Here is a 19,581-nt window from a genome sequence, read left to right as displayed (position 1 = left end):
GACGGTCAGGTCATCGGCGAAGTGCCGGTCGCCGGTGGCGTCGGGCACGTACTTCACGGTGACAACGATCCTCAAGCTCACGCCGGCTCTCCTACTGCATCGTCTTTACTGGGCTGCTGCCTTGCTCTGGCCACTGCCTTCTTGCAGGCAGCATAGGCGCCTGAAGGGGCGGATCCCGGTCGGGGCGGCCCGCGCTCCGACCAGAATATTACTCGCCAGTACACCCAGTACTTTCCCACTAAGCAAGCGCTTTGAACTGTGACCTTCCCAACGCTCTGTAATCGGGCACGGAGGGGGTCATCCGGGAACTCTCAGTCGCGCAGCGCGTTGAAGCGCCCTTGGTGGTAGAGCAGGGGCCGGCCGGCGCCCGCCGGGTCCCCCACCAGCGCCTCGGCCAGGACGATCCGGTGGTCACCCGCGGGCACCCGCGCCGCGACCCTGCAGACCAGCCAGGCCAGCGTGCCGTCCAGCACGGGCACGCCTTCAGGCCCCTCGTACCAGCGCGTGCCCGCGCCGAAGCGGTCGGCGCCGCTGCGCGCGAAGGTCGAGGCCAGGTCGAGCTGGTGCTCGCCGAGTATGTGGACGCCGACGTGGTCGGCTTCCGAGACCGCGGGCCAGCTGGAGGCACCCGTACCGATGCCGAACGACAGCATCGGGGGCTCGGCGGAGACCGAGACGAGCGAGGTGGCGGTGAAGCCGACGGGCCCGGCGGGGCCCTGGGCCGTGATCACGGCGACCCCCGCCGCGTGCTGCCGGAAGACGGAACGCAGGAGGTCGGGGGATGCGAGCTGGGGAGTGCGGAGATCGGGCGTGGCCGTCATGGAATTGTCCTTCTGCAGGAGGTACGAGCGATTCCGTGGCTGCTCAGCAGCCCGGACAGCGCGCACTTGCATGACGGGCGAGGTCCACGTGGACGCGCTCGTAGAGAAGGAGCTCCGGAGGCATAGGAGAAGGCTGGCGATAGATGCCGGGTGCAGTCAAGTCCGTTCCGCGATGTGAAAGACGGCCGGCCGAGCCCTGGACCTGCGTCGTCCCGGTCTCGCGCCCTCTCCTCATCGCGGTCTCCCGCCCCTGTGGCACGCCGCTCCCTCCCTGTCCCGCGCCGTTCCGTCCCTGCCTCATGGCGCTCCTCCCCCATGTACCCCGGTCTCACACGGCCTTGCCGAGGGCGGCGATCACATCGGCCTTGCGCGGCTGTCCGGTCGCGCGCAGCACGACCCGTCCGTCCGCGTCGAGGACAAGCACCGTCGGCGTCTTGAGGATGCGCAGTTCCCGTACGAGACCGAGCTCGGCCTCCGCGTCGATCTCCACATGGGAGACGCCGGGGACCATTCCGGCCACCTCGGCGAGGACCCGGCGAGTCGCCCGACAAGGCTGGCAGAAGGCGCTGGAGAACTGCACGAGCGTGGCGCGCTCCCCCAGTTCGTAGTCCGCCCACGCGCCCGGTGCCGGCGCGTCGGGCCGGTCTCCCGCATCGCGTATCCGCACGTCAGCCTCCCGCCCCTGTGCCATGGTCCAACTGTCCCCGCCTTCAGCGTCCGCGCGCCCGCGTACATTCCCAACGTGACGAGAATCTCGCGCTCCCCGGGCACGATGGGTGGCCAGCCGTCCGTTCTTGGGGCACGATCTGCGCAACGCCGAAAAACCTACGGCTGCGTAACTTCCCGCCGGGAGCCCCCTCCCAAGGCAGACACGAAGGGCCCTCCCCACCCATGGCAGAGCTTGTCTACCGTCCGGTCATCGGTGCCGCGAAAACGCTGTTCAAGGCATGGGACCTGAAGATCGACTGCAAGGGGTCGGAGAACATCCCTCGCACCGGCGGAGCGGTCCTCGTCAGCAACCACATCAGTTACCTCGACTTCATCTTCGACGGCCTCGCGGCCCTGCCGCAGAAGCGGCTCGTGCGCTTCATGGCCAAGGAGTCGGTGTTCCGGCACAAGATCTCCGGTCCGCTGATGCGCGGGATGAAGCACATCCCCGTCGACCGCACGCAGGGCGAGGCGGCCTACCAGCACGCGCTCGACTCGCTGCGCTCCGGGGAGATCATCGGCGTCTTCCCCGAGGCGACGATCTCGCCCTCGTTCACGCTGAAGTCCTTCAAGTCGGGCGCCGCGCGCCTGGCGCAGGAGGCGGGCGTCCCGCTGATCCCGATGGCCCTGTGGGGCACGCAGCGGCTGTGGACCAAGGGGCAGCCGCGCAACTTCAAGCGCAGCCACATCCCGATCACGATCCGGGTCGGTGAGCCGGTCGAGGCTCCCGCGGACCAGTTCGCGGGCGCGATCACGCGGCGCCTTCGCGAGCGCTGCCAGGAGCTCCTCGAAGCGGCGCAGCGCGCCTATCCCGTACGCCCCAAGGGCCCGAACGACACGTGGTGGATGCCGGCGCACCTCGGCGGCACCGCGCCGACTCCGGCCGAGGTGAAGGCCGCCGAGGCGAGCTGAATCGATTACTCCGGGCGCTGCGACGCCCGCTCCGGCGCGTGGACGGTGATGCGCGCGCCGGGGCTGAACTTCTCCAGGAGTTCGGCCAGTTCGGCGCCCGCCGCCTCGACGCCGGAGTCAGGGCCCATCCCCTCGAGCAGGAAGATGGCGTTGACCGACTCCTCGGTGAGGCGGGTGCGCGGTCCCTGGCGCCAGTTCCAGCGCCGGCAGGTGACGCCCTCGTCGTCGCACCAGACGACCTCGCCCGCGTCCGGGTGCTCGACGGCCCGCTCGCCCCCGGCCATGGTGACGAAGTCCTCGGTGCCGGTGGCCCGCACCAGACGCATGCCGCCCTTGATGTGGTCCAGGTCCTCGCCGCCGACCGGGATCAGGTGGGCGACGCTGATCGCGTTGTAGACGTCGACGAGGGTGTTGATCCGCGGCAGGCCGCCGTCGGCGAGGGCACGCTTGGCCAGCGCCTCGGCCGAGTTGCGCGTACGGGACGGCTTCGCGCCGAAGGCGGTGTACGCCGCGCGCCAGGCCACCATGTGCGGGTCCTCGTGCGGGGCGCGGCCGTCGAGCCGCTCGGCGAGGCGGCGCGCGGCCTCGTCGAGGAGGGCCGAGGTCGCGTCGGTGCTGGGCTGGTTGACGAGTCCGTAGGCCTCGATGGCGACGTGGGTGAAGCCGGGCGCGAGGGTGCGCACGTCGTCGGTCACAGTGATCTGGAAGGTCATCGTCTGCCTTGCGTTCGGGGTGGGGCGGTTCAGGGTGCGGTCGTGTCGGCTCAGGGGGTCGTGTCGGTTCAGAGCGCGTCGGGGAGGTGCTCCCACAGGTACGGCCGGTCCGGGGCGTCCTTCAGGGCGCGGAGAACCGTCGCATGTGGTGCAGCATAGAGTACTGGATAGTCCACCTCACTGGACTCGACGTCCGCCACGAAGGCGAGGCGCTCACCGCCGAGCGAGAACTGGGCGTCGACCCCGGGCTTGTTCCCGCGGGGGTCCTGCCGGTGCCAGGCGCCGTTGAACCGGACGGCCACGAGGCCGTGCACGCAGTAGCCGGTACCCGCGTCGTACGCCAGCCGCTGGTAGCACAGGGCGGTGGGGATGTCCTCGGCTCGCAGCAGCGCGGTCAGCGCGTGGGCCTTGGCGTGACAGATGCCGGTGCCCTGCTCCAGGACGTCGGAGGCGCGCCAGGTCACGCGCAGGTCGCCGCTGTCGGCGGAGTGCGGGACGGTGTCCCGCACGAACTCATAGGCCGCGCGGGCGTATGCGTATGAATCCGCGGCCTCCGCCGCGAGTCGCGCCGCGGTCTCGCGGACGAGCGGATGACGGTGGTCGACGACCTCGTCAGCGGCCAAGTAGGCGGACAGGTCGGGGATTTCCTGGATCAGCTGCATGCGACGGGAGCATAGAAATGCGACCGACCGCGAGTCAATGCCTTTACGGTCGATCGCATATCTATGCAGACCTCTATGCGGTGGTCTCCATGCGGTGATCAAGGAATCGGCTAGCGCGCCATCTCTTCCTTGAGCGCCGCCACGAACCCGTCCACGTCCTCCTCGCGCGTGTCGAACGCGCACATCCAGCGGACGTCGCCCGCCGCCTCGTCCCAGAAGTAGAAGCGGTACTGCTTCTGCAGCCGCTCGCTCACGTCGTGCGGAAGCCGCGCGAAGACCGCGTTGGCCTGCACCGGGTAGAGGATCTCCACGCCGTGGACGGCGCGCACGCCCTCCGCCAGGCGCTGCGCCATCTCGTTCGCGTGCCGGGCGTTGCGCAGCCACAGGTCCTTGGCGAGCAGCGCCTCCAACTGCACCGAAACGAAGCGCATCTTGGAGGCGAGCTGCATGGACAGCTTGCGCAGGTGCTTCATGTGGCTGACGGCGTCCTGGTTGAGGACGACCACCGCCTCCCCGAAGAGCGCGCCGTTCTTCGTGCCGCCCAGGGACAGGATGTCCACGCCGACCGCGTTCGTGAACGTCCGCATGGGGACGTCGAGGGACGCGGCGGCGTTCGATATCCGCGAGCCGTCCAGGTGCACCTTCATGCCGAGCCCGTGCGCGTGGTCGCAGATGGCGCGGATCTCGTCGGGCGTGTAGAGCGTGCCCAGTTCGGTGTTCTGCGCGATCGACACGACCTGCGGCATCGCCCGGTGCTCGTCGTCCCAGCCGAAGGCCTGCTTGTCGATCAGCTCGGGTGTGAGCTTGCCGTCGGGCGTGGGCACCGTGAGCAGCTTCAGGCCGCCCATGCGCTCGGGGGCGCCGCCCTCGTCCACGTTGATGTGCGCGGACTCGGCGCAGATCACCGCGCCCCAGCGGTCGGTGATCGCCTGGAGCGCGACGACGTTGGCCCCCGTGCCGTTGAAGACCGGGAACGCCTCGGCCGTGGGGCCGAAGTGGCCCCGGATCACCTGCTGGAGGTTGGCCGTGTAGTCGTCCTCGCCGTACGCGATCTGGTGACCGCCGTTGGCCAGTGCGATGGCGGCGAGCACCTCCGGGTGGGCGCCCGCGTAGTTGTCGCTGGCGAACCCCCGTACGTCCGGGTCGTGGTGACGGCGCGCGTCGGTCTTCGGAGGGTTCACGGCTTCTCTGTCACGGGTGTCGCGAGCGGTCACGGCTTCTCGGTCAGCCACAGGCGGTTTCCGTTCACTTCTCCGGCGGGCCTCTCCCAGACTCCGGCGATGGCCTCGGCCAGCTCCTTGACGTCCGTGAAGCCCGCGAACTTCGCGTTGGGCCGCTCCGCGCGCATCGCGTCGTGCACCAGCGCCTTGACCACGAGGATGGCAGCCGCCGATGACAGGCCCTGCTCGCCCCCCGCCTTGCGGAAGGCGTCGCCGAGGGCGAGGGTCCAGGCCTCGGCGGCGGCCTTCGACGCGGAGTACGCCGCGTTGCCCGCCGTGGGCTTGGAGGCGCCGGCCGCGCTGATCAGGAGATAGCGGCCGCGGTCGCTGCGCTGCAGGCCGTCCTGGAAGGCGAGGGTGGTGTGCTGCACGGTGCGGATCAGGAGCTTTTCGAGCAGGTCCCAGTCGGCGAGGTCGGTCTCGGCGAAGGTGGCGCTGCCGCGCCAGCCGCCGACGAGGTGGACCAGGCCGTCGATCCGCCCGAATTCCTTCTCCGTGCGGGTCGCCCACTCCCGGGTCGCGCCCAGGTCGAGGAGGTCGACCGTGTCGCCTATGACGGTGGCCCCGCCGTGCGCGTACCGCGCGGCGTCCACGGCCTCCGCCAGGCGCGCCGCGTCGGCGTCGGACGCCACGACCGTGGCTCCGGCCTCGGCGAGCCTGAGCAACGTGGCACGGCCTGCCGGACCGCCTGCCCCCGCGACCGCGACCACGGCTCCATCGAGTGCGGACATCGTCCTCGCCTCCTTGGTGCGGTCGCTCATGCGGCGACCTGCTCGGCGCCTGCCGCGGTGATCCCCTTGGTGGAGGCGATCACATGCTTGAGCTTCTTGGAGAGCGCCTCATAGAACATGCTGAGCGGAAACTCGTCAGGAAGCACCTCGTCGACGAGTTTCCGGGGCGGAAGCTGTGTGTCGAGGGCGTCCGGGCCCTTGGCCCAGCGCGATCCCGGGTGCGGGGCGAGGTACTGGGAGACCAGGTCGTACGCGGCGAACCAGTGGACGAGCTTGGGGCGGTCGATGCCGGCGCGGTAGAGCTCCTCGATCTCGGAGCACAGCTGGTTCGTGACCCGCGGCGCGCGCTCCCAGTCGATCTTGAGCTTGTTGTCGGTCCAGCGGACGACGTCGTGCTTGTGCAGGTACGCGAAGAGGAGCTGGCCGCCCAGACCGTCGTAGTTCTTGACGCGGTCGCCGGTGACCGGGAAGCGGAACATGCGGTCGAAGAGGACGGCGTACTGCACGTCACGCGCCTGCGGGATGCCCTCGGCCTCCAGCTTCACGGCCTCCTTGAAGGCGGTGAGGTCGCAGCGCAGCTCCTCCAGACCGTACATCCAGAACGGCTGCCGCTGCTTGATCATGAAGGGGTCGAAGGGCAGGTCGCCATGGCTGTGGGTACGGTCGTGGACCATGTCCCACAGGACGAACGCCTGCTGGCAGCGGTCCTGGTCGCCGATCATCTCGCGGATGTCGTCGGGCAGTTCGAGCCCGAGGATGTCGACGGAGGCCTCGGTGACGCGGCGGAAGCGGGCCGCCTCGCGGTCGCAGAAGATGCCGCCCCAGCTGAAGCGCTCGGGAGCCTCGCGCACAGCGATGGTCTCCGGGAAGAGCACGGCCGAGTTCGTGTCGTACCCGGCGGTGAAGTCCTCGAAGGTGATGCCGCAGAACAGCGCGTTGTCGTAGCGCGTGCGCTCCAGCTCGGCCAGCCAGTCCGGCCAGACCATGCGCAGGACGACCGCTTCGAGATTGCGGTCCGGATTGCCGTTCTGCGTGTACATCGGGAAGACCACGAGGTGCTGCAGGCCGTCCTCGCGGTGGGCCGCGGGCTGGAAGGCGAGCAGTGAGTCCAGGAAGTCGGGCACCTGGAAGCCGCCGTCCGCCCAGCGGCGCAGGTCGGCGCCGAGCGCCCGGTGGTACGCGGCGTCGTGCGGCAGGAGCGGGGCGAGCTGGTCGATCGCGGATATCGCGCGGTCGACGGCGAGTTCGGCCACGGACTTCGCCGGGGCGCCCTCCGCGTCGAAGTCGATCGAGCCGTCCGCGGACTGCCACGGGCGGATCTCTTCCACGGCGTCCTTGAGCATCGGCCAAGCCGGGTGCTCCACGACCCTTTCCACGGGGGCACCCCCGCTCACGGGAGGAACCGTCCCCTCCGTAACCCTCTGCACAAGAATTTCCGTCACTTGTCAACCTCCACGGGAGAACCTCGCGTTAGAACACCGTATGCGGGCGAGGCTCTCCACCACAAGAGGAGGCTCGGGAGATTATCCTGTGGCACCCCCAACATCACCGCTGTTTTTCCTGTCGTACACCGCTGAGGCGACCGCTTCTGCCACATCTGCCACCGCGGCCCGCGCATCCTCCAGGAGCCGCGGGAAGCCCAGGAAGCCGTGGAACATCCCGGGGTAGTGCCCCTGTGCCACCGGAACCCCCGCAAGCCGCAGCCTGACCGCGTACGCCCCGCCCTCCTCACACAGCGGGTCGCAGCCCGCGGTGACGATGTGCGCGGGCGGCAGCCCGGCGAGGTCCGCGCCCAGAGGCGAGGCGTAGGGGTGCGTGCCGTCGCCGTCCGGCCCGAGGTACTGCTCCCAGAACCACCGCATGTGCGCGGCCGTGAGGAAGTAGCCGGTCGCGTTCGACGTATACGAGCCGCTGCCCTGCCCCGCGTCGAGCACCGGATAGATCAGCACCTGGAGCGCCACGGCTGGACCGCCCCGGTCCCGCGCCATCAGGGCCGCGACGGTGGCGAGGCCGCCCCCGCTGCTGTCCCCCGCCGTCACCACGGCGCCCGGATCCCCGCCGAGCGCTCCGGCCCGCGTCTGGGCCGCGGCCCAGCACAGGGCCGCGTACGCGTCCTCGGTGGCCGCGGGGAAGCGGTGCTCTGGGGCGAGGCGGTAGGCGACGGAGACGACGACGGCGCCGGACTCGGCGCAGAGGGTGCGCGCCGTGGCGTCGTGGGTGTCGAGGCCGCAGAGGGTGTAGCCGCCGCCGTGGAAGAAGACGACGGTGGGGCGTGACCGGCTCGTCCCCTGGGGGCGGTAGACGCGCACGGGCAGGCCGGGAGCCCCGGCGGGACCGGGAATGCTCCGGTCCTCGACCGTCCCCACGAGCGGCGCGGCCTTGCCCGAAGGAGGCGTCGCGGCCAGGACGCGGCGGGCCTCGGCCGCGTCGGTGACGGTGCCGCCGAGGTCGGGGAACGCGGCACTCAGGGCGTCGACGAGGGGGCGCGCGCCTGGGGCGAGGCGATCGCCGTCCGCGGCCGGGGTCATCGTCACCCCGCTTCCTGGGCGCGGAAGTACGGGATGACCTTCTCGCCCCACTGCCGCAGTGTCTCCATGCAGGCCTCCTGCGGGACGGTGCCCATCTGGATGAGGCACATGATCTCGTCGGCGCCCGCGTCGCGAAGCCGCTCCACGTACGCGATGGCGTCGTCGGCGGTCCCATAGGCGTGGTCGGCGTTGAAGGTGGCCGTGGAGGTGGGCCGCACCGGGATGTCGTGCTCGTTCAGCCGCGCGACGACCTGCTCGGCGGCCTCGCGCATCGCGGCCGCCTCGTCGGCCCCCTCGACCACGGCCTCGTCGGGGATGCCCGCCCCGCCGTACCAGTGTCCGATGGACTGCGCGAAGAACCGCTGGCCGCGGATGCCCACACTCCGGGCCGCGTCCCGGTCGTCGAGCACGATGGTCGGGCAGAGGACGGAGAAGTGGTCGTTGACGACGCCGGACACGAAGCGCTCGTCGCCGCGGCCCGCGATCGCGGAGTCGTACGCCGTACGCATCTCGGCGATCGCATCGGGCCCCGCGAAGCCCATGACCAGGGCGCCGATGCCGAGTTCGGCGGCCTGCGTCAGTGTCTCGGTCCGGCTGCAGGCGAGGAAGAGCGGGGGGTGCGGGGTCTGGCGCGGCCGGGGCAGGATCGGGTGCGGATCGATGTCGAGCAGCGCGCCGTGATGTTCCAGCTCCTCGCTCGCCCAGGCCTTCCCGATGATCTGCAGCGCCTCCTCGACCTCCTGCGTCGTACGTTCCCTGTCGACGCCGCAGAGCGAGGTCTCCTGGAGCGTTCCGCCACGCCCCGCCCCGAGGTCGAGCCGGCCGCCGGACAGCAGATCGAGCATGGCGGCGCGCTCGGCGACGCGCGCCGGGTGGTTGAAGCGGAACGGCATGCAGACCACGCCGTGCCCGATGCGGATGGTGCTGGTGCGCGCGGCGACCCAGGTCAGGAAGATCTCCGGGGCGCTCATGTGGGCGTACCACTTGAGGGAGTGGTGCTCGACCGCCCAGATGCGGTCGAAGCCCATCCGCTCGGCGAGGACGGCCTGTTCGACGCTGTCATGGATGAGTTGATGCTCGCGCTCGACGGTGGGGTCGGCGAGCTGTGCTTCGAAGATGACGGAGAACTTCACGTGCCCTCCAGGGAGTTGACCCGCTGCGGCATGACCGCCGCCCTTGTTTCGATCAGCCATATGACTAGTCGTCATATGCTGAAGTCGCAAGGGCTTCGTGGAAACAGCTGGGGCCCGCACCTTCCGGTGCGGGCCCCAGCTGCACACAGTGCACCCCGTGGTCAGAGACCGAACTCCTGCGGCGAGACGCCGAGCGCCGCGCAGGCCTCCCGCAGGACCTGCTCCTCGGCCGGGGCGATGTACCCGTCCGCGCCGGCGACGACGAACCCCGTCTGCACGACCGCCTTGGCCTCCATCGGCTTCTTGGCCGCCTTGGCGATCTCCTGCATGGCCTCGGTCTTGCCCTGCTGGAAGTTGAACGTCAGCTGGTCGACGTGCTTGTTGAACCGCTGCTGCAGCTGCTCGGGCGGGAAGTTCTTCAGGACGTCGTTCTGCAGGATCAGCGACTCCACGTGCTGCCGCTCGGCCGGGTCGACCGATCCGTCGGCGGCCGCGACCAGGGCGCACATGGCCATGCTGGCGTCGCGGTAGGCGCCGCTCTTGAGCTCCGTCTTGAGGGTGGCGAGCTGGGACTTGAGCACGCCCACGAGCTGGGCCTTCGACCCCCCTCCGGACCCTGACCCCGACCGTCCGTGACCGCCGGAGCCGCGCGCCCCCTGGGACTGCTGCTGCATCCCCTTGGCCTGGTCCTTGATCCGGTCCCACATCGCCATCCGTGCCACCTCTGCTACCAGTTCGCTCGTACGCGCGCGTTCCACGCGTCCTCCTGCCAACGCCTCCCCGACCTTCGAAGTTCCTCCGGCGGCTCCCCGCACACGCGTAGGGTGCCGGCACAGCACCTGCCGAGAGGAGTCACCCATGTCCATCCGCCGGGCCATGCCCGACGTCAGATCAGAGGCCATGGAGGAGAGCCGGGACTTCTACGGACTCCTGGGGTTCGAGGAGGTCATGAACCTCGGGTGGGTCATGACGCTCGGCTCTCCTTCCAACCCCACGGCGCAGGTCACCTTCATGAGCCACGACGCGACCGCGCCCGTCGTGCCCGACATGAGTGTGGAGGTGGACGACGTGGACGCGGTCTACGCGGCGGTGCGTGCGAGTGGCGCGGAGATCGTGCATCCCTTGCAGGACGAGGAGTGGGGAGTGCGCCGGTTCTTCGTACGCGACCCCAACGGCCAGGTGGTCAATGTGCTGGGCCATCGGTGACCGCGGTGCCGGTCACGCGTCGAGGCCTCCGCGTTTGACCAACTGGCTCGCGATGATGTTGCGCTGGATCTCGTTCGTGCCTTCGCCGACGATCATCAGGGGGGCGTCGCGGAAGTAGCGCTCCACGTCGAACTCGGTGGAGTAGCCGTAACCCCCGTGGATCCGCATGGCGTCGAGGGCGATCGTCATGGCGGTCTCGGAGGCGAAGAGCTTGGCCATGCCTGCCTCCATGTCCACGCGGCGGCCCGCCTCGGCCTTCTGGGCCGCGTACAGGGTGAGTTGGCGGGCCGCGGTCAGCGAGGTGGCCATGTCGGCCAGGTGGTTGCCGATCGACTGGTGCTTCCAGATCGGCTCGCCGAAGGACTCGCGCTCCTGGGCGTAGGCGAGGGAGTCCTCGAACGCGGCCCGGCCGACCCCCAGCGCCCGCGCGGCGACCTGGAGCCGTCCGGTCTCCAGGCCCTTCATCATCTGCGCGAAGCCCCTGCCCTCGACCCCGCCAAGGACGGCGTCGGACGGCGCCCGGTAGTCGTCGAACGACAGCTCGCAGCTCTCCACGCCCTTGTAGCCGAGCTTGGGCAGGTCGCGCGAGACCGTCAGGCCGGGGCCGTGCTCGACCAGGAGGATCGAGATGCCCTTGTGGGCGGGGCTCGCGGCCGGGTCGGTCTTGCACATCAGGGCGATGAGCCCGGACCTGCGGGAGTTGGTGATCCAGGTCTTCGACCCGTTCACCACGTATCCGTCCGCGGTCCTGCGGGCGGAGGTTCGCATCGCCTGCAGGTCCGAGCCTCCGCCCGGTTCGGTCAGCGCCATGGTCGCCCGGATCTCACCGGTGGCCAGCTTCGGCAGATGGCGGCGCTGCTGCTCCTCCGTGCCGAAGTAGAGCAGCAGCTTCGCGACCACGGTGTGGCCGCCCATCGCACCGGCCAGGCTCATCCAGCCGCGGGAGAGCTCCTCGGTGACCAGGACGTAGCAGGGCATGGAGACCGGTGTGCCGCCGAATTCCTCCGGGACGGCGAGGCCGAAGATGCCGAGCCGCTTCATCTGCTCGATCAGGGCTTCGGGGTAGGTGTCGGAGTGCTCCAGTTCCCGGACGACCGGCCTCACCTCCTGGTCGACGAAGTCCCGCACCGTGCTGACGACGTACTGCTCGTCCTCGGACAGGATGTCGAGAGTGCTCATGCCAGGAAGCTCCTCGTTGACGGATGGGCGCCGTCGGAACGGGAAGTGCGGTGGGCCGGCGCGGTTCTCGGAGGCGGTGAATCGGTCACCACGGTCGACGGGCGGATGGTCGACAAGCCGGTGCTCGACCGCGCACGGCGGGTGCTCGACGGCTCTTGAGGCGGGCAGGACGAATACACCCTCCTTGCCACTCTCAAGGTATAGCCCACGGGGGGCCTTGCGGCAAGGCCCAGGTCATGCCGCAGAATCAGCGCCTCGACGCAAGAAACCATGGGGGGTCTTCATGATTGATGTCATCGTCGTCGGTGGCGGACCGACCGGCTTGATGCTGGCGAGCGAGCTGCGTCTGCAGGGGGTGCACACGGTCGTCCTGGAGAAGCTGACCGAGCCGACCGGGGAGTCCCGCGGACAGGGCCTGCACGCGCGCAGCGTCGAGGTGATGGACCAGCGCGGCCTGCTGGAGCGGTTCCTCGCGGTCAGTGAGAAGTTCCAGGTCGGCGGTCTCTTCGGCGGCATCATGAAGCCCTGGCCCGACCGTCTGGACACGGCCCACCCGTTCGGTGTCGCCACCCCGCAGCCGCTCACCGAGCAGCTGCTCAACGAGCGTGCGCTCGAACTCGGCGCCGAGATCCGGCGCGGCTGCGAGGTCCGCGGACTGAGCCAGGACGAGAACGGCGTGACCGTCGAGCTTGCGGACGGCACTCCCCTGCGCTCGCGCTACCTCGTCGGGTGCGACGGTGGCCGCAGCGCCGTGCGCAAACTGCTCGGGGTCGCTTTCCCCGGTGAGCCCGCGACGGTCGAAACCCTCCTCGGCGACATGGAGTTGACCGAGGACGCGGAGACGATCGCCGCCGTCGTCGAGGAGGTCCGCAAGACCCAGCTGCGGTTCGGCGCCGGACCCGGCGCGGACGGGACGTACCGCGTCGTGGTGCCCGCGGACGGCGTGTCCGAGGACCGTGCCGCCCCGACCATCGAGGAGTTCAGGCAGCGGCTTCGGGCGGTCGCGGGCACCGACTTCGGCGCGCACTCACCGCGCTGGCTCTCCCGGTTCGGCGACGCTACCCGGCAGGCGGAGCGCTACCGGGTCGGCCGGGTGTTCCTCGCCGGCGACGCGGCGCACATCCACCCGCCGACCGGCGGTCAGGGGCTCAACCTCGGTGTGCAGGACGCGTTCAACCTCGGCTGGAAGCTGGCCGCGGCGGTCAACGGCTGGGCTCCGGATGAACTCCTCGACACCTACCAGACCGAACGGCACCCGGTGGGCGCCCGCGTCCTGGACAACACCCGTGCGCAGATCACGCTCCTGGGGACCGATGCGGGTCCGACCGCGCTGCGGGAGCTGTTCTCGAAGCTGATGGACTTCGAGGAGGTGAACCGGTACGTGACCGGGATCATCACCGCGGTCGACGTCAGCTACGACTTCGGCGAGGGCCACGAGCTGCTGGGCCGGCGGATGAGGGACGTGGAGCTGAAGCAGGGGCGCCTGTACGAGCTGTTGCACGAAGGCCGCGGACTGCTGCTCGACCGGACCGGCCGTCTCTCGGTCGCCGGGTGGGAGGACCGGATCGATCACGTCGTCGACGTCACCGAGGAACTGGACGTGCCCGCCGTCCTGTTGCGGCCGGACGGCCACGTGGCGTGGGTCGGTGAGGACCAGCAGGACCTGCTCGACCGGCTGCCGAGGTGGTTCGGCGCACCGAGCCGCGACGGCTCGGGCACCGGTACGTCACCGTCCGCGGTGTGAGCGCGGTGGCCACGGGCATGGCCGGGTCTCAGCCGACCTGCGTGTGGAACTGCACGAGTCGCTGCTGAACGAGGTTCACCGTGCCGCGCCGGCGGCCGGGTACGCGGCGGCGCAACGCGACCAGTGCCGGGCCGAGTTCACGCACGGTGTCGGGGTCACGGACCTGCTCCCACTGATGGTGGGCCAGGTCCGCTGCCGCCTCGACGTCGGGGCCGTCGGGGGCCTGTCCTGCCGTGAGTCTGGCGGAGACCACGGCGAGCCAGATCTGGCAGCTGCGGCCATGGTCCTTGGCGAAGATCGCCAGATGTCCGCGGACCTCCATCCAGTGCACCACCTCGGGTGAGGACGGCCCGTACGTCCGCAGGGCCTCCTGCTCCCATGCCGCCGCCATGGCCGCGGCCTCCCCGTGCCGTCCCGCCTCCACGGCCTTGGTGATCGCCGCGTGCGGATCCGCTCCGGCGGTCCGCGGGGCCTGCGAAGGCGGTGCGCCGGGGGTGGGGCCCTGCTGCTGGGCGGGCACGGGCACCCGGTTCGGCATGCCGCCGATGCCGTGCGCGTGCGGAGCGACGGCGGGGTCGGCGGCCAGCACGATGTCGGTCGCGCCCTCCTCCAGCGCCTGGGCGACGACGTGTTGATGCAGGTCGGGCAGCGGCGGCCGGTGTCCGCTGCGCAGGACCGTCGCCAGCGCCTTCATGTACGAGGGCACCGCGACGGCACGGCGACCGGGCGAGGGAGCGATCCGTCCGTACAGCGCAACGCCCGTCCCCACGTCCAGGGGGCGCTGGGCCAGCTGCTGCCAGCTGTCCGTGTCGGCGTGCAGATCGGCGATGACGGTCGTGCCGCCCGGCGGGCGCAGCCGCAGTTCCTGGGCGATCCAGTGCCAGGGGAAACCGGTGTAGCGCACCGTCGCCGCCGTGGTGCGCGCCAGGGCCACGTGCTGCAGTTGCTGACGGCGGTCGAGATGCAACTGCCCGACCAGGTACACCGTCAAAGGTCCCGGCGCCATCGCCGCGGCCCGCAGCCGGGTGAGCACGGTCTGCGGATCGAGCGGGTCCGCGAGCTCCACGACACTCGCGGTCGCGGTCCCCGCGAGCACCGCGGGCGACACCGCCGCGAGCACGGGCAGCACGGAGGCCGCGTCCACCATGCGGGCCTTGCCGAGCGGCGCCGCCGCGATCAGCAGCGCGGTCCCGGGCGCTGTCCCCTCCCCATCAGTCACCAGAGCACCGTATCCGCTGCTCACCTCGTGAGTGGCAGCGGGAAGACTCTTCACTTCGAGCGCCCGCTCAACGGCACCCGCCGTGCGACGACCTTGCGGTGGCGGATGCGCCGGCAGTCTTCGTCGCACAGGTGGCCGTGCATCGAGATCAACTCGGAGACGGCGGTGCGGTCCTCAATGGTCGGTGCCATGAAAGTCCTCAAGGTCCTCAAAGGTGTCCGTGTCAGGGCAGCCACAGCATCCTCCCAGTTCACGGCCTCGCGCGACACGCTTTAGGCTGCGGCCACAAGATTTCTACGGGGGAGCGGGGCCGTGCGCATAGAACGCCATCACATCGACGAAGCCGCCGTCCTTGCGGCGCGCGAGGACTTCACCAACCAGATCGGCCGGCGGGTCCGCTCGATGTCGAAGGCGGGGCCCATCACCGGGTACGACTGGGGGCTGCTCGCCGAGGAGTTCGTCAGCTACCTCGGCGCGCTCTCCGTCGAGACCCCGGACCTGCACACCCCCGAGGCGAAGGCCGCTCTGCGCGACGCGTCCGAGGCGGCGGCCGGCAAAGTCGCGTACGCGGCGTACTACCCGGTCGCTTCCTTCCAGGTCTCCCTGGACTACGTGGACTTCGGGATGGGCTACGACGCCGGGTCCGACGGCGAGCGCGAGACCGTCTCCGCGTACGAATGGATCGACGCCTTCTGCCTGGCCGTCCTGGCCGGACGGGCCGAATGGCACGGGGAAGCCTTCCACTTCGCCCGCGAGACGCCCCAGCAGGGCGCGGCGGGGCGCCCTGCCGTCGAGCTCATCAACGGGCTGATGGCGTACGTCATGGGGGACACCGGGGACGAGACCGCGAGCTTCCCGCCGTCGCGGGAGGAGAAGCTGGCCGCGCTCGACGCCGCGCTCGCCCGGATCAGGACCCTGGACCGCGAACTCGACGCCGGACTCCTCGACAAGCCCGAGTCCACGGCGCTCCTGGGCCTGCGCGCCCTGGCCGCCCATGCCCAGGAGGAGTTCGCCGCCGCACTGACCACCTTGCTGACCCGGCACAGCAGTGTTTCCGCCCGCAGCACCCAGCCCGACACCCTGCTGCCGCTGCTCCCCCTGACGCTGGCCGCGCTCGCCTACCGCCGCGAGGGCTGGCAGGTGCCGGTCGAGACGGACTACCTGCCGCATGCGCTGGTCACGGGGTTCGAGACACCGGGCCCCCGGGTGGGCGCCTTCGGCCGCGACCGCCGCCCGGACGCGGTGGCTCAACTCGCGGCCGGGCCCCTTGAGTTCACCCGGCCGGAACATCCCCGGCCGCTCACCGGCGAAATGGTGGCGCTGTTCCAGCGGGACACCGATGAGGTGCTCTCACCGGACCGCGAGGAGCCGGTCTCCGCCGCGGACTGGTCGGACGCGATGAGCGACCAGGAGTCGCTGTTCCGCTTCCGCTCCACGCTGACGTCCGATGTCACCGACGAGCAGCTCACGAACCTCACCCTGGCCTCCCGCCTGGGGGCCGAGGCCTTCCGCGCCGCTCACGGCGACGGCCGGGTCGACCCGCACTGCACCGGCCCCTGGCGCTGGCTCACCGCCGTCGGTTTCGCGCTGATCACGGGGACGCGTCAAGACCTCGCTCCCCTGGTGCTGATCGATCCGGCGCTGCTCGCCGACGGGTCCGCCTACGCGTCGTACTACCAGGCCCTGCACGACTACCTGCGCGGCGCGGACCCCGAGGAGGCCGCCGAGCGCGCCGTGGCGGACCGGGAGAACTGCGTCCGGTGGGGTTTCTTCCCGCCGCCGTCGGTCCTCTTGTCCCAGCTCGTCGAGGGCGACGAGGAGAGCTTCAACCTCGCACTCCTCGACGCGCTCGAAGCACACCGCGACCACTACCGCGTGGCGGACCGCGCGGAGGATCCCAACGCCGCGATCAACCTCAACATCCTGGCCCTGACCTGCCACGCGCGGCGCCGGGGCTGGAACATCCACATCTCGTCCCCGTACCTCCCCGCGCGCCTTCTGCACGCCGCACAGCCGCTGTAGGGAGAGTTCGCGGGACGGTGTGCTCGGGGCCCACGGCATGTGCGGCCCCGGGGGTGTCGGGCCGTGGACGGCGGGTAAAGGGGGTGGTTCCGGGCAGTGGACCGTGCTGCCGGAGCCTGCGGCCGCCGCAGGATTCGGCGGCGGCGGCCGCGGCGCTCCAGAGGGCAGGCTCCCCCTGCCCACGGAGCAGGTGTCCGCACCGGCTGATGGCCGGGAGCCGCGGGAGTGGCCCCTGATGCACCAACCGGCGGGACGTGCCGGTGTCCGTGCGTCCGCTGCAAGGAGGTACGGAACCGGCGGCCTGCGTCACCGGTGTGCTGTCCGCTCGGCGCCGGGGCGTGAGCGGTGTGTTCGGGCCGTTCCAGGGGCTGGGGGCAGGCCTCCGCGCCAGAGTAGAACGAGCGGGCAGGAGCGGACAACGCCTTTCCGACCTCCTGACCGCCACCGATGAGTTCTCGCGTGCACCGCGGTCAGTACCTCCGTAACCGCGAGGATGAAGCGGCGACGAGAATCGACTCACTGGGAGATCTTGAGATGCGTACGTTGATCAGCACCGCTTTCGTCTCGCTCGACGGCGTCGTGGAGGCCCCGGGCGGCGAGCCCGGCTACCGGAACTCCGGCTGGACCTTCAAGGACATCGAGTTCCTCCCCGAGGCGTACGAGATCAAGGGCCGTGAGCAGGAGGAAGCCGCGGCACTGTTGCTCGGCCGGGTCAGCTACGAGGCGTTCAGCCCGGTCTGGCCCGGCATGCAGGAGTTCGCCGACTACAAGGTGATGCCCAAGTACGTCGTCTCCACCAGCCTCACCGAGGGCGACCTGGTGTCGGACTGGGGCGAGACCACGATCCTGCGCTCCCTGGACGAGGTGGCCGCGCTGAAGAAGACCGAGGGAGGACCGATCATCATGCACGGCAGTGCCGCCCTGAACCACAACCTCTCCGACGCCGGCCTGATCGACCGCTACCACCTGCTCGTCTTCCCGCTGCTGCTCGGCGCGGGCAAGCGGCTGTTCAGCGACACGGACAAGGACGCCCAGAAGCTGCGGCTCGTCGAACACGAGGTGTACGCCAACGGCCTGCAGAAGAACGTCTTCGACGTCGTCCACTGACGCCGCCCACGCCCTCCTGCCGGCCGCGCCGTCCGCTAGCCGCCCCGTACGACACAGTCCTCCGGCTGTGGCCTGCCGGTGGGCCAGGCCAGGTCCACGAAGTCCAGCGTGCCCGGTCCCGCCTTCGTGCCCGGCTTCAGGGCGACCACCGCGAGCGGCTTGTCGTAGGGGTTGCCCGCCTTGGTGAGACAGATGCGGCCGCTGGTGCCGTTCACACGGTTCTTCGACTGCATCGTGGCCCAGCGGTTGCCCACCTGTTCGGCGGAGGGTGCCGCCTCGCCGGTGGGCTTCGCACCGCGGATCGCCTCGACGGCGGCGCGTACCCCGTCGTGCACCATCATCGTGCGGGAGTCGCCGAGTTCCACGGCGCCGATGTCGCGGCCCGCCGACTCCAGCGAGGTGACCGTGTCCTCCAGCCGGGTCAGCTCGTCCAGCGGATCGCGCAGTGAGCCGGGAGCCTTCGACGCGGGCGGCTTCTTCCCGGTGCGCTTCTTCTCGTCGTCCTGCCAGCGCCGTATCTCGGTGCGCCAGGAGGCGGGGTGGGCGGGTGCGGCGTACTGCACGGTCATGCGGGGCTTGCCGGAGCCGTCCCGGAGTTCGGCCCAGTCCTCGTCGGTCATCCGGTTGTTCAGGGAGGCCGCGTCCGAGCCGGAGACCACGGTGAACCTACGCTCCGCGCAGGCCTCCTTGGCGAGGCGCTTGAGGAAGAGCCGCAGATGAGTGGAGCGGCCCGCGAAGTAGACCGTGTCCGCGCCCGAGTTGCAGATCGTGTTGACCGTCGGCCTGAACTGGTTGTCGACGTCGCCGGGGTCGGCGACCCCGGGGGACGTGAAGGTCATGTCGTCCGGGCCCGCGGGTCCGTCCTCCGGCAGCCCCTGGAAGGCGCGGGCGAGTGAGCGGACGTAGGGGTCGGGCCGGGTGTCGCGGACCAGGACGGTCTGGCGGTCCTCGCGGCTGCCGTTGAAGGCGGCGAGCGCCCGCGCCTGTTCCTCGTTGGTGGGGATGATCCGGGCGAGCCCCTTGAAGTCGTACGTCCCGTCCTTGCTCTCCCGGTTGGCCAGGGAACTCGCCGACGCCCGCGCCACGAGCACCGGCACCTGCTGCTCGGTGAGGCTGCGCACCGCGTCCTTGGTGGCGTCGAGGGAGAGGTTGAAGCCGGTCACCGCGCGCAGGTTGTCCCGGTCGGAGCGCGCCATCCGCACCAGGTCGGGCACCACCTCGTCCTGCCGGAGGTAGTCCTTGCCCGGGTTGGCGAGCACGAGGCGCACCACCGGCTTGCCCGGCTCCCGGTTGGCGCGGTACTGCGCCAGGAAGGCGCCCTGCAGCTCGCTGCGCAGCTGCCGCCGCTCGGCCTTCGAATCCGGCTGCAGCGGGAGCATCATCGCCACGCTCACGTGCGGCTGCTTGTCGATGCGGCGGTTCTCCTCGGCGATGCGGGCCGCGACCGGGGCGATCTCCGGCTCCCCGAAGTCGTAACCGGAGCCGTTGACGCCGATGCACTCGCCGCCGGACTCGGTGACGCCGTCGGCACAGCTGCCCGCCTCCTCGGTGAGACGCGAGACGAGGCCGTACGCCCCGAGGGCGAGGACGGCTGCCACGGCACAGGTGACGATCTTCTTCAGGAGCGTGTTCCACAGGTGCTCGTGCAGCCAGTCGGCGGCGGTCTGCAACATCCG

The 19,581-nt window shown here is 70.5% G+C and carries 19 protein-coding genes and 1 pseudogene; 5 read left to right on the top strand and 15 right to left on the bottom strand.

The features are described from left to right. The 3 genes and pseudogenes from AC07AG_RS38840 to AC07AG_RS38830 all read right to left on the bottom strand — a co-directional run. Nucleotides 1-81, bottom strand: a pseudogene (locus AC07AG_RS38840) (electron transfer flavoprotein subunit beta); the annotation flags it as partial. 230 nt (nucleotides 82-311) lie between these two features. Next, on the bottom strand, nucleotides 312-821 hold the full coding sequence (locus tag AC07AG_RS38835) for a flavin reductase family protein (RefSeq protein ID WP_478761463.1): 510 nt from the start codon (nucleotides 819-821) through the stop codon (nucleotides 312-314). A 328-nt stretch (nucleotides 822-1,149) separates the two neighbouring features. Next, nucleotides 1,150-1,512, bottom strand: coding sequence for a thioredoxin family protein (locus tag AC07AG_RS38830; protein ID WP_478761462.1), 363 nt, complete (start codon nucleotides 1,510-1,512; stop codon nucleotides 1,150-1,152). 200 nt (nucleotides 1,513-1,712) lie between these two features. On the opposite strand from AC07AG_RS38830, the gene AC07AG_RS38825 reads away from it, so the two are divergent. Continuing rightward, complete coding sequence (locus tag AC07AG_RS38825) at nucleotides 1,713-2,441, top strand: lysophospholipid acyltransferase family protein (RefSeq protein WP_478761460.1); 729 nt, start codon at nucleotides 1,713-1,715, stop codon at nucleotides 2,439-2,441. Nucleotides 2,442-2,446: 5 nt separating this feature from the next. Here the strand turns inward: AC07AG_RS38825 and AC07AG_RS38820 are convergent, their stop codons facing one another. The 8 genes from AC07AG_RS38820 to AC07AG_RS38785 form a co-directional block, all read right to left on the bottom strand. Continuing rightward, nucleotides 2,447-3,154, bottom strand: coding sequence for a B3/B4 domain-containing protein (locus AC07AG_RS38820; protein ID WP_478761458.1), 708 nt, complete (start codon nucleotides 3,152-3,154; stop codon nucleotides 2,447-2,449). A 68-nt stretch (nucleotides 3,155-3,222) separates the two neighbouring features. Further along, the gene (locus AC07AG_RS38815) at nucleotides 3,223-3,816 is read right to left on the bottom strand and encodes a transglutaminase-like domain-containing protein (protein ID WP_478761457.1); all 594 of its coding nucleotides are present in this window, start codon (nucleotides 3,814-3,816) and stop codon (nucleotides 3,223-3,225) included. A gap of 110 nt (nucleotides 3,817-3,926) precedes the next feature. After that, nucleotides 3,927-4,997, bottom strand: coding sequence for a threonine aldolase family protein (locus AC07AG_RS38810; RefSeq protein WP_249591494.1), 1,071 nt, complete (start codon nucleotides 4,995-4,997; stop codon nucleotides 3,927-3,929). A 29-nt stretch (nucleotides 4,998-5,026) separates the two neighbouring features. After that, complete coding sequence (locus AC07AG_RS38805; protein ID WP_478761455.1) at nucleotides 5,027-5,797, bottom strand: SDR family NAD(P)-dependent oxidoreductase; 771 nt, start codon at nucleotides 5,795-5,797, stop codon at nucleotides 5,027-5,029. Then, nucleotides 5,794-7,209, bottom strand: coding sequence for a DUF6421 family protein (locus AC07AG_RS38800; protein WP_478761453.1), 1,416 nt, complete (start codon nucleotides 7,207-7,209; stop codon nucleotides 5,794-5,796). Before AC07AG_RS38800 ends, AC07AG_RS38805 begins: the two co-directional genes overlap by 4 nt. Nucleotides 7,210-7,290: 81 nt before the next feature. After that, nucleotides 7,291-8,295 carry an alpha/beta hydrolase gene (locus AC07AG_RS38795; RefSeq protein ID WP_478761484.1) on the bottom strand — a complete coding sequence of 335 codons (1,005 nt, stop codon included), beginning with the start codon at nucleotides 8,293-8,295 and terminating at the stop codon, nucleotides 7,291-7,293. 2 nt (nucleotides 8,296-8,297) lie between these two features. Further along, nucleotides 8,298-9,428, bottom strand: a complete 1,131-nt coding sequence (locus AC07AG_RS38790; protein ID WP_478761451.1) for an LLM class flavin-dependent oxidoreductase — start codon at nucleotides 9,426-9,428, stop codon at nucleotides 8,298-8,300. Between the two features lie 161 nt (nucleotides 9,429-9,589). After that, on the bottom strand, nucleotides 9,590-10,141 hold the full coding sequence (locus AC07AG_RS38785; protein ID WP_478761482.1) for a tellurite resistance TerB family protein: 552 nt from the start codon (nucleotides 10,139-10,141) through the stop codon (nucleotides 9,590-9,592). Nucleotides 10,142-10,286: 145 nt separating this feature from the next. Between AC07AG_RS38785 and AC07AG_RS38780 the strand changes: the two genes are divergently transcribed. Beyond that, entirely contained in the window at nucleotides 10,287-10,634 is a 348-nt protein-coding gene (locus tag AC07AG_RS38780) for a VOC family protein (RefSeq protein ID WP_478761449.1), read from the top strand. A 12-nt stretch (nucleotides 10,635-10,646) separates the two neighbouring features. Here the strand turns inward: AC07AG_RS38780 and AC07AG_RS38775 are convergent, their stop codons facing one another. Beyond that, the gene (locus AC07AG_RS38775; RefSeq protein WP_478761448.1) at nucleotides 10,647-11,813 is read right to left on the bottom strand and encodes an acyl-CoA dehydrogenase family protein; all 1,167 of its coding nucleotides are present in this window, start codon (nucleotides 11,811-11,813) and stop codon (nucleotides 10,647-10,649) included. Nucleotides 11,814-12,096: 283 nt separating this feature from the next. Between AC07AG_RS38775 and rox the strand changes: the two genes are divergently transcribed. Further along, on the top strand, nucleotides 12,097-13,557 hold the full coding sequence (gene rox / locus AC07AG_RS38770; protein ID WP_478761446.1) for a rifampin monooxygenase: 1,461 nt from the start codon (nucleotides 12,097-12,099) through the stop codon (nucleotides 13,555-13,557). Nucleotides 13,558-13,585: 28 nt separating this feature from the next. Here the strand turns inward: rox and AC07AG_RS38765 are convergent, their stop codons facing one another. Further along, nucleotides 13,586-14,776 (bottom strand): hypothetical protein, encoded by a 1,191-nt coding sequence (locus tag AC07AG_RS38765; RefSeq protein WP_478761444.1) that lies wholly within the window; start codon nucleotides 14,774-14,776, stop codon nucleotides 13,586-13,588. Nucleotides 14,777-14,826: 50 nt separating this feature from the next. Next, nucleotides 14,827-14,967 carry a hypothetical protein gene (locus AC07AG_RS38760; protein WP_478761442.1) on the bottom strand — a complete coding sequence of 47 codons (141 nt, stop codon included), beginning with the start codon at nucleotides 14,965-14,967 and terminating at the stop codon, nucleotides 14,827-14,829. Nucleotides 14,968-15,088: 121 nt separating this feature from the next. On the opposite strand from AC07AG_RS38760, the gene AC07AG_RS38755 reads away from it, so the two are divergent. Together AC07AG_RS38755 and AC07AG_RS38750 are read left to right on the top strand one after the other, a co-directional pair. After that, nucleotides 15,089-16,798 (top strand): immunity 49 family protein, encoded by a 1,710-nt coding sequence (locus AC07AG_RS38755; protein ID WP_478761440.1) that lies wholly within the window; start codon nucleotides 15,089-15,091, stop codon nucleotides 16,796-16,798. A 534-nt stretch (nucleotides 16,799-17,332) separates the two neighbouring features. Beyond that, nucleotides 17,333-17,905, top strand: coding sequence for a dihydrofolate reductase family protein (locus AC07AG_RS38750; protein WP_478761438.1), 573 nt, complete (start codon nucleotides 17,333-17,335; stop codon nucleotides 17,903-17,905). A 35-nt stretch (nucleotides 17,906-17,940) separates the two neighbouring features. On the opposite strand, the gene AC07AG_RS38745 is transcribed toward AC07AG_RS38750, so the two are convergent. Beyond that, nucleotides 17,941-19,578: an ABC transporter substrate-binding protein gene (locus tag AC07AG_RS38745; RefSeq protein WP_478761437.1), complete on the bottom strand. Its 1,638-nt coding sequence runs from the start codon at nucleotides 19,576-19,578 to the stop codon at nucleotides 17,941-17,943. Nucleotides 19,579-19,581: the final 3 nt, after the last annotated feature.

The sequence above is a fragment of the Streptomyces sp. NPDC044044 genome (assembly GCF_056434405.1).
Note: the sequence above shows the minus strand (reverse complement) of the source record. Positions and strands in the feature narration are given on the sequence as shown.

Bases quoted from the DNA above. Each gene is read 5' to 3' on its own strand.
- AC07AG_RS38805 (WP_478761455.1), bottom strand. From the start codon at position 5,797: ATGAGCGACCGCACCAAGGAGGCGAGGACGATGTCCGCACTCGATGGA.
- AC07AG_RS38745 (WP_478761437.1), bottom strand. From the start codon at position 19,578: ATGTTGCAGACCGCCGCCGACTGGCTGCACGAGCACCTGTGGAACACG.
- AC07AG_RS38785 (WP_478761482.1), bottom strand. From the start codon at position 10,141: ATGGCGATGTGGGACCGGATCAAGGACCAGGCCAAGGGGATGCAGCAG.
- AC07AG_RS38825 (WP_478761460.1), top strand. From the start codon at position 1,713: ATGGCAGAGCTTGTCTACCGTCCGGTCATCGGTGCCGCGAAAACGCTG.
- AC07AG_RS38775 (WP_478761448.1), bottom strand. From the start codon at position 11,813: ATGAGCACTCTCGACATCCTGTCCGAGGACGAGCAGTACGTCGTCAGC.
- rox (WP_478761446.1), top strand. From the start codon at position 12,097: ATGATTGATGTCATCGTCGTCGGTGGCGGACCGACCGGCTTGATGCTG.
- AC07AG_RS38795 (WP_478761484.1), bottom strand. From the start codon at position 8,295: ATGACCCCGGCCGCGGACGGCGATCGCCTCGCCCCAGGCGCGCGCCCC.
- AC07AG_RS38760 (WP_478761442.1), bottom strand. From the start codon at position 14,967: ATGGCACCGACCATTGAGGACCGCACCGCCGTCTCCGAGTTGATCTCG.
- AC07AG_RS38815 (WP_478761457.1), bottom strand. From the start codon at position 3,816: ATGCAGCTGATCCAGGAAATCCCCGACCTGTCCGCCTACTTGGCCGCT.
- AC07AG_RS38835 (WP_478761463.1), bottom strand. From the start codon at position 821: ATGACGGCCACGCCCGATCTCCGCACTCCCCAGCTCGCATCCCCCGAC.
- AC07AG_RS38830 (WP_478761462.1), bottom strand. From the start codon at position 1,512: ATGGCACAGGGGCGGGAGGCTGACGTGCGGATACGCGATGCGGGAGAC.
- AC07AG_RS38780 (WP_478761449.1), top strand. From the start codon at position 10,287: ATGTCCATCCGCCGGGCCATGCCCGACGTCAGATCAGAGGCCATGGAG.
- AC07AG_RS38750 (WP_478761438.1), top strand. From the start codon at position 17,333: ATGCGTACGTTGATCAGCACCGCTTTCGTCTCGCTCGACGGCGTCGTG.
- AC07AG_RS38820 (WP_478761458.1), bottom strand. From the start codon at position 3,154: ATGACCTTCCAGATCACTGTGACCGACGACGTGCGCACCCTCGCGCCC.